The organism is Calothrix rhizosoleniae SC01, assembly GCF_900185595.1.
In the GTDB taxonomy this organism is placed as follows: Bacteria; Cyanobacteriota; Cyanobacteriia; order Cyanobacteriales; family Nostocaceae; genus Calothrix_A; species Calothrix_A rhizosoleniae.
The window spans coordinates 1-9,161 of record NZ_FYBH01000243.1 but is presented as its reverse complement, the minus strand read 5'-3'; the positions used below and the strand labels follow the sequence as shown (position 1 = coordinate 9,161).

General features: G+C 40.8%; 5 protein-coding genes. All 5 read left to right on the top strand.

The features are described 5' to 3' along the window. Positions 1-687 precede the first annotated feature (687 nt). Positions 688-1,647, top strand: coding sequence for an undecaprenyl-diphosphate phosphatase (locus CALSC_RS14535; protein ID WP_088242040.1), 960 nt, complete (start codon positions 688-690; stop codon positions 1,645-1,647). Positions 1,648-1,821: 174 nt separating this feature from the next. Continuing rightward, positions 1,822-3,153, top strand: a complete 1,332-nt coding sequence (locus CALSC_RS14530) for a TIGR03279 family radical SAM protein (RefSeq protein WP_088242039.1) — start codon at positions 1,822-1,824, stop codon at positions 3,151-3,153. A 118-nt stretch (positions 3,154-3,271) separates the two neighbouring features. Then, positions 3,272-6,079, top strand: coding sequence for a glycoside hydrolase family 10 protein (locus CALSC_RS14525; RefSeq protein ID WP_088242038.1), 2,808 nt, complete (start codon positions 3,272-3,274; stop codon positions 6,077-6,079). A 592-nt stretch (positions 6,080-6,671) separates the two neighbouring features. Beyond that, positions 6,672-7,997 carry a P-loop NTPase family protein gene (locus CALSC_RS14520; protein WP_088242037.1) on the top strand — a complete coding sequence of 442 codons (1,326 nt, stop codon included), beginning with the start codon at positions 6,672-6,674 and terminating at the stop codon, positions 7,995-7,997. Positions 7,998-8,042: 45 nt separating this feature from the next. Further along, positions 8,043-9,161, top strand: a 1,119-nt coding sequence (locus tag CALSC_RS14515; RefSeq protein WP_088242041.1) for a tetratricopeptide repeat protein, incomplete at its 3' end; no start/stop codon positions are given.

Below are 9,161 nucleotides of genomic sequence, written 5' to 3'. Positions count from 1 at the left end.
AACCTACTTATCAGGGAAGATACTACTTCAGCCATTGTTTGATAATCGTAATAGCCTTGGGTCATTAAAAGGTCGTAGTAATCAGTAATACTATTATATTTGTTTTTAGTTGATTCTACTGAAGAAATTGTATTGTACATTATTTTTTATGTTTTGAGTTTGAATGCGAGAGTATCCTACCATATGATTTGTACCACACTCAAATTAATTGTTTTTAGGGTGGAATTATTGTTATTTAGCTTAACAAAAAGTATCAGATAATATTTACAATTTATTGTATTTGTTCTACCACATTTTTTATCTAAAAAAGCAGAAATAACAGGCTAAAAATAATAAATTATAAGGTTTTTAGCGCTTAATTATTGTTGGATTTTGCGACAAGTTGGCGGTGTCGAATAAGTTACTGCAAAATGTTGTTATTGACCAAAAAATAGACTGGATACAAGCCCCTGGATTTATCGATGGGGTAACTGTTAGCGCAGCTCCGATCCAGGAGGCTAACTGATAACTGAAATGACATTCTCTCACTGCCTTCGCGCAACCCTTGGAACCGTTCTGGTGTAGCGGGAGTCTTCTCTCGGAGTTTAGGTCAATATTCGACGTAGCTATTACTGGCTAAGTACACGATAAGATGTAAAATTTACTACTATCCCTTTATTATTCCTTGTTATTGAGATTTGCAAATAAATGGTTATATCAAAGCGTCAATTATTCTTACTTTTAACAGCAATGTCTACTGTGATATCTGTCGCAACATCACCCATACCAGCTTTCAGCCAAACAGATGTTACAACAAATACTGCTGTTCAAATGAATGTGTGGCAAGCCATATTTCTTGGTTTTGTGCAAGGAGCCACGGAATTTTTGCCCATTAGCAGCACCGCTCATTTAAAAGCAGTACCAGTGATGTTGGGCTGGGGAGATCCTGGGGTAGCATTTACTGCTGTGATTCAGTTGGGTAGTATTGCTGCCATCCTCTGGTATTTTTGGGGTTTGTTGGTGGAAGTGATTAAAGGGGCTGGGGGTGCAATAGCTCGCTCTGACTATCAAGACAATAACTTTCGCATTGCCCTAGGAATTGCCATTGGCACTCTCCCCATTGTATTTTTAGGATTATTAATTAAAAAGTTTTTTGCTCAGTTTTATGATGCTAACTTGCGGAGTATGGCAACAATTGCGATCGCATCCATTTTTATGTCCTTATTAATGGGATTAGCAGAACAAATGGGTCAACGTCAGCGCAATTTTGAAAAACTGGGTATGAAAGATGGTATACTCATGGGCCTAGCTCAAGCTTTGGCTCTAGTTCCAGGAGTTTCCCGTTCTGGTTCAACTTTAACTGGGGGATTATTTATTGGTTTAGAAAGAGAAACGGCTGCTCGTTTTTCATTTTTGTTGGGGATTCCTGCAATTACCCTCGCAGGCTTAGTAGAACTCAAAGATCTGTTAGATATAGGAGTAGGAGATGCTGGCATAGCAACTCTAATAGCTGGAGTAATTTCATCAGCTATATTTTCCTACCTAGCAATTGATTGGTTACTGCGCTTTCTCCAAACCAGAAGTATATGGATATTTGTTTGGTATCGACTTATATTTGGTGTCTTAATTTTAGGTGCAATTGGTACACAACTACTGGTTAATTCCTAATTACTCTCTTTCTGCCAGAAGAATACTGATTGAAGTAACCACAAAGACGCAAAGAACGCAAGGGAAGAAGAAAAAGCAAAAGAAAATAAGTAATCTTACACTACTGAAGGGAGTAATACTCCCTCACTCCTTCTCTCCCTCACTCCCTCCCTCTTTCACTTCCTCCCTTCTCCCATGATTCGCCCTGCTCGCATTACTCAAGTACTACCAGATTCAATCGCTGCTGAAGTTGGATTCACTTCTGGAGATGCCATTGTCAGTATTAATGGTAGCCAGCCACGGGATTTAATTGATTATCAGTTTCTTTGTGCTGATGAAATTTTGGAACTAGAGGTGTTAGATGAAGCTGGTAAAACCCATCACATAGAGATTGAGAAGGACTATGATGATGACCTGGGGTTGGAATTTGAAACAGCCTTGTTTGACGGTTTAATTCAATGTAATAACCGCTGTCCGTTTTGTTTTATCGATCAACAACCACCAGGAAAGCGAGAAAGTTTGTATCTCAAGGATGATGATTACCGACTCAGCTTTTTATATGGCTCCTATCTTACCCTAACTAATTTAACGGAAAAGGAATGGCAACGCATTGAGCAAATGCGTCTGTCTCCTTTGTATGTTTCAGTTCATGCTACAGAACCAGAAGTCCGTACCAGATTGTTGAAAAATCCCCGTGCTGCTCAAATTTTGTCTCAATTGGAGTGGTTTCAATCACGACGGCTGCAAATTCACGCACAAATAGTCTTGTGTCCTGGCATTAATGATGGCATTCACTTGGAACAAAGTCTACGTGATTTAGCGTCCTTTCATCCAGGTGAAGTGCCTGCGGTAGCATCGGTGGCAGTGGTCCCAGTGGGGTTAACTAAGTTTCGTCCTCAAGAGGATGAATTAATACCTGTGACTAGGGAAAAAGCTCGAGAAGTAATTTCCCAAGTGCGATCGCTGCAAGAGGAATTTCGCCAAAAATTTTATTCTACCTTTGTTTGGTTAGCGGATGAATGGTTCTTAATTGCAGGGGAGGATTTACCATGTGAATCTGAATATGAAGACTATCCCCAAATTGATAATGGTGTTGGTTCTATTCAGTTGTTTATCAAACAATTTATAGATGTTGCCAATCAATTATTGCCTGCAAAAGTACCACCCCGTAAATTCACTTGGGTAGTGGGTAATGCTGTAGAAAGGGCATTTCAACCCATCTTGCAACGCTTGAATCAGGTTTCTGGTTTAGAGGTGGGGATGTGTGCCCTATCTAGTGATTATTGGGGACAGAGTATAACAGTTACTGGTTTACTTACTGGTCACGATTTAATTACTAAGCTCAAGGGGCAAAATTTAGGAGCAGGAATCTTATTACCAACAGTAATGCTCAAACATGGAGAATTGGTATTTTTAGATGATATCAGTGTTGCACAAGTATCCCATCAATTGCATACGCAAATATTTCCCATCGCCGGGGTGGAAGAATTTATCAAAACCTGTATTTCTCCCATAGTTGTATCATAAAGATAAATCATAAAATTAGTTATTTAAATCGAAATTTTGTTTAGTTACAAAAATAAAATAAAAAATATAATAATTTACAAAACTTGAAAATTGAAATGGAACGGCAATTTAGGAGATCATAGTGGCAATCAGAAAAAACGATAGTAAAAATAAAACATCAAAGCTACAGAAAGTAGGGTGTTTAATTTTTAAGTTACAGTTTTTACTTTTTGGTTTTTGCCACATTGTACCTGTATCAGCAACAGATAACCAACCCGTATTAAGTATTGTTCAAACCCCCGAAAATACTCAGCAGTGGCAAGGAATTAGCAAACGCTTGCAAGCGGCTGGTGTGAAATATTGTGTAATTCCCCTGAATCAGGTTAGGAGTATGGCTGATTGGGGCGATCGCACAGTGCTATTTTTACCGAATGTAGAGGTATTAAATGCAACTCAGGCAATTGCTTTAGAAGAATGGATGGGTAATGGAGGGCGGTTAATTGCGAGTGGCCCGGTAAGTAGTTTATCATCTCCAGGAGTAAGGCAATTAATGCAATCCCTATTGGGTGCTTATTGGGGATTTAGTCTGAATCAGCCTCAAGAATTAAAGCCATCGCCAGCTAAGACCCAAAGATGGGCAAATAGTAGTGAGTTATTTGGTCAAGTTAGGGGTGGTGTTGTTGTTCCTAATGATGTCACAGGAGCAACGGCTGCTGTCTGGAACTCTCAAAGCAATTCTGCTGCGGTTGTAGCAACTCCCCGTTCTACTTTCTTTGGCTGGCGTTGGGGGGTAGATAAGGTAGCAGCTGTAGATTTAGATACTGCATGGTTAAAAGCTACTCTCAAACGTTATCGCATTCGGGGTAAAACTGCTGCTAGGAAGGTTGCAGGGGCTGATACAAAATGTTCTACCTCCATTGCCAAATTACCTGGTTCTTCTCAGCAGCAGAGCAACCAGCCATCACAATCAAGACAAACCAGGGTAGATAAAGTTAGCCGGAGCAAACCAGAGAAAAAAAATGTTCCTGTATCGACTAATTCTGGTTCCATTGTTCCCAAAAAAACAGCAATTGCTCCCACACCCAGAGCAATTCCCTCTGCTCCTATTTTCAAGTCTGAAGATGATATTGACCGTTTGCAAGAGAATTTGGGTGTGGATGTACGTCCCAATTCCCGGAAACCACTGAGCCGCCGGGAAGCTTTTATTCTCCAGCAAGAGTTGAAAAGTTTAATTGGTAGGGTAGAAAGCTCCCACCTAGCGGCTCTCACTGCCAACTCTGGAACGATCGCTAATAATCCCATTTATAGTAAAGCACAGCCCGTGGGATTTGCCAGTGTTAAACCTGGAGTCATACCAAATAACACCCAGAAAACCTTAGTTAGAGCCAAGCAAATAGCCAATAGTTTGCCCCAATTAGTCGCGCAACGAAGATATGCCCAAGCTCGCCAACAGTGGTTAAATGCGAAAGTTGCCTTATTGCGAGAATTTCCCATCGATCGCCGGTTAGCACAGCCAGAAATTCGGGCCATGTGGTTGGATAGAGGAACTATAGTCCGTGCTGGTAGCGAGGAAGGATTAGCCAAGATATTCGATCGCATGGCACAATCTGGAATTAACACAGTATTTTTTGAAACCTTAAATTCTAGTTACACCATTTATCCCAGTAAAGTTGCACCCCAATCTAACCCATTGATTCGCGGTTGGGATCCCCTAGCAGCAGCAGTAAAGCTAGCTAAAGCTAGGGGTATGGAATTACACGCTTGGGTATGGGTATTTGCCGCAGGTAATCGCAACCATAATAAACTACTGAATCTCCCCAGTAACTATCCAGGGCCAGTATTAGCAGCTAATCCAACTTGGGGAAACCGCGATCGCCAAGGTAGAATGATACCTCAAGGGAAGAAAAAGCCATTTTTTGACCCAGCAAATCCCCAAGTACAAAGGTATTTGCTCGACCTCTATGAAGAGATAGTCACCCGGTATGAAGTGGATGGTCTGCAACTAGATTACATCCGCTATCCCTTCCAAGATCCAGCTAGGGGGCAAACCTACGGATATGGTGCGGCATCCCGGTCTAAATTTAGACAGTTAACAGGGGTCGATCCGATTAATATTACCCCCAGTCAGAGGGGAATGTGGCAAAAATGGACAGAATTTCGCACCCAGCAAGTTGACAATTTCGTTGCTCAAGTCTCGCAAAGACTACGGAAGAAAAATCCCAAATTAATTTTATCTGCTGCTGTGTTCCCCTTACCAGAACGGGAACGGATTCAAAAATTGCAACAGGATTGGGAAGTATGGGCAAAACGGGGTGATGTAGACATGATTGTACCCATGACTTATGCCCTAGATACCATCCGTTTTCAGCGACTAGCTCAACCTTGGATTGCTGCGAGTAAATTAGGTTCTAGTTTATTAGTGCCAGGGATTCGTTTACTTTCCTTACCTACCTTGGGAGCAGTGGATCAAATTCAGTTAATCAGAGATTTACCTGTGAATGGTTATGCTCTATTTGCGGCGGAGAACTTACACAACGAATTACACAAAGTTTTTAGCAGCACCCAAGGTCAAGTTGTGAGAAGTAAAACTGAACCTATTGCTTATCGTCAACCTTTTAAAACCGCAGCCATTCGCTATGATGCTTTGCAGAGAGAATGGCAATTGGTAGAGGGTAAAAAACAGCTAAACTTAGATGAAAATACCTTATCAACATTTAAATCCCAGGCAAAGAGCTTGGACAGTATTTTGAATAAATTAGCCGCAGAACCGAAATCGAGCTATATAGTTGCAGCTAGAGCTACCTTAGCTCGTTTTCAATCTCGATTCCGGATTTGGATGCGGGTACATGGTGAAAAGAATCCCTATCAAGTCAAGGTGTGGGAAAATCGGTTGATTGCAATAGAAAAGTTGTTGCGTTACGGGGAAAGGGCGCAATCTCGTAATTGACGGGGTGTGTTCACATAGAGATCTTGAACAATAAATTGATTGTAGGGGCACGGCATCCAAGATATTCTTTACATATGCAATAATCTTAACCACGCCCTGCCCTTGTTGCGTTATGGGGAAAGAGCGCAGTCGTAATTGACGGGGTGTGTTCACAATAGAGATATTGAACAATAAATTGATTGTAGGGGCACGGCATCCAAGATATTCTTTACATATGCAATAATCTTAACCACGCCGTGCCCTTCCTGATTCGATGTTTATAAACAAAAAGACTGGTAATTTTTCAATGGTATCAAGGATATGGGCACGGCGTGGTTCATTTTTCTCGTTCCTTAAGTTATCATGTCGATGCCGTGCCCCTACGGGGTTATGTGTTTTTCGATGATTGATATAAATAATAAATCGCTGACTATTCGATGTTTATAAACAAAAAGACTGGTGATTTTTCAATGGTATCAAGGATATGGGCACGGCGTGGTTCATTTTTCTCGTTCCTTAAGTTATCATGTCGATGCCGTGCCCCTACGGGGTTATGTGTTTTTCGATGATTGATATAAATTGCTGACTGAAATATGGTCGGGGAATCACGCTGATGGCTGGAGATTTTAAGTTTTTACGGCAAATATACAACTCTTTCGACCCCTTTCAACCTTTACCCGCAGATGATCCGGCTTATGTTGATTGTCGGGAAGTGCGGGGAGATGGGGATATTTTGGTGGAGGTGGGGAGGGATATATTATATTCTGAGAGGATGACTACTCAATTGTATGCTGGTCATCGTGGAGCTGGTAAATCTACGGAATTATTTCGTCTGCAAAAGTACTTGGATGAAAGGGGCTTTTTTGTAGTTTATTTCGCTGCTGACGAACAGGATATTGAACCAGAAGACGCTCAATATACTGATATTCTCCTGGCTTGTACCCGACATTTACTCGAAGCTTTAAAAGGCGCAAACCCCGCACCTTTGTTAAATTGGTTAAAATCCCGTTGGCAAGATTTAAAAGATTTAGCACTGGCTGAGGTGTCTTTTGATAAGTTGAGTGTAGATTTGCAAATTGCTCAATTCGCCAAGATAACAGCCAACCTGAGAACCGAACCTACCCAACGTCACAAAATTCGCCAGTTAATCAACCCCCATACAGTAACTTTGATTGAGGCGTTGAATGAATTTATCAAGGATGGGAAAAAGAAGTTACCAGAGGGATACGAGCAAGTAGTAGTTATTGCTGATAACTTAGATAGGATTGTCCCCGTACCCCAAGAAGATGGACGTACCAATCATGACCAAATTTTTATAGATCGTAGCGAACAACTCAAGGCTTTAGATTGTCATATAGTTTACACCGTACCAATTTCTATGGTTTATTCTAACCGGGCTACGGATTTACGAGATACTTATGGTGCGGATGCTCAAGTTTTACCCATGATTATGGTGCAAACCCCTGATAATCAGCCTTTCCAAAGGGGTATTGATAAAATTACAGAAGTCCTGCAAAAACGTATTAAGCGTGTGAAGGATGAAATGTCCATTGTGGATATGTTCCAGGAACAAGAAGGATTACAGCAATTGTGCTTAATGAGTGGGGGTCATGTACGAAATTTGTTACTGTTAATGAAAGAAGCGGTAAAGTACACTGATACCCTCCCCATTGGCAATAAAGCCTTACAGCGTTCCATTAGCGAAGCCCGCAATACCTACCGGAATACGGTTTATGCTAATGAATGGGAAGCATTGGCAAAGGTTTATCAAACTAAGCAGATCGAAAATGATGATTTGTACCGCAATTTGTTGTTTCAGCGTTGTATTTTAGAATATCGTTATATCAATGAGCAAGAAGAGATTCAATGTTGGTATGATATTCATCCCTTGATTAAGGGGATTAAGGAATTTCAAAATGCCTATGCAGCGATAAAGTAGGGTGGGCATTGCCCACCTTACCATGTCACCCAACCAACCGTGATTATGAGCCTAGAACTAACGGATTGGGATAAAGATTTACCACCGGAACCAGAGGAAGAATATCAAGCCTTAGTCCGCACTCTCCAATGGACGGATGGTTTTGGTTTGTTGTTTGTTCGTTGCTCTCCCAGTAAAGGGGAAGAGTTAATTAACAAGGTTCAAGGAGAAATTAGGGATAAAAATATTCAGGTTTTGCGGTTGCAAGAACCCGTTGATAATTTATATGAGCGAATTGAGAAATTAGAAAACCGAGACAATATTGATATTTTATTTATTACTGGGTTGGAGTCTTCATTTTATGCCTACGAGGAGTCTAAAAGGTTAGTTGATTGGCTTAGTAAAGATGTTTATTCCTACAGTTGGAAAAGTGTACCACCAGTGTTAATGAACCTGAACCAACAACGGGAAAGGTTTAAAGATAACTTTAATATCTGCTTTGTTTTCCTCTTACCCCTATTTGGAATTAAATATTTTATCCAACGCGCTCCCGATTTTTTTGACTGGCGTTCTGGTTCCTTTGAGTTTCCCACAGATTTAGAAAGTTTAGAGCAAGAATCATCTCGTGTGATTCAAGAAGGGAGTTATAAAAAATATCTCAGTTGGACTCCGGAAGCCAGAACTAAAGAAATAATCAAAATTCAAGAATTAATTGCACAAGAATATCAAACACCAAGCCGGAAATCAGAGTTATTCTTTGAACTGGGACTTTTATCTCATGCTGATGAAGATTATATAGCAGCGCTCGTATCCTATGATAAAGTACTGGCAATTAAACCTGACTATCACCAAGCTTGGTACAACCGGGGTATTGCTCTAGGTAATTTAGGAAGATATGAAGAAGCGTTAACGAAGTTCAGCGAAGCTATCGCATCTTGGGATAAAGCCCTTGCTATTAAACCTGACTATCAAGATGCTTGGTACAGCCGGGGTATTGCTCTAGGTAATTTAGGAAGATATGAAGAAGCGATCGCATCCTATGATAAAGCTGTGGCGATTAAACCTGACTATCACCAAGCTTGGTACAACCGGGGTATTGCTCTAGATGATTTAGGAAGAAATGAAGAAGCGATCGCATCCTATGATAAAGCGGTGGCTATTAAACCTGACAAACATGAAGCTTGG

Coding starts and splice junctions, on each gene's coding strand:
- CALSC_RS14535 (WP_088242040.1), top strand. CDS start 688: ATGGTTATATCAAAGCGTCAATTATTCTTACTTTTAACAGCAATGTCT.
- CALSC_RS14530 (WP_088242039.1), top strand. CDS start 1,822: ATGATTCGCCCTGCTCGCATTACTCAAGTACTACCAGATTCAATCGCT.
- CALSC_RS14520 (WP_088242037.1), top strand. CDS start 6,672: ATGGCTGGAGATTTTAAGTTTTTACGGCAAATATACAACTCTTTCGAC.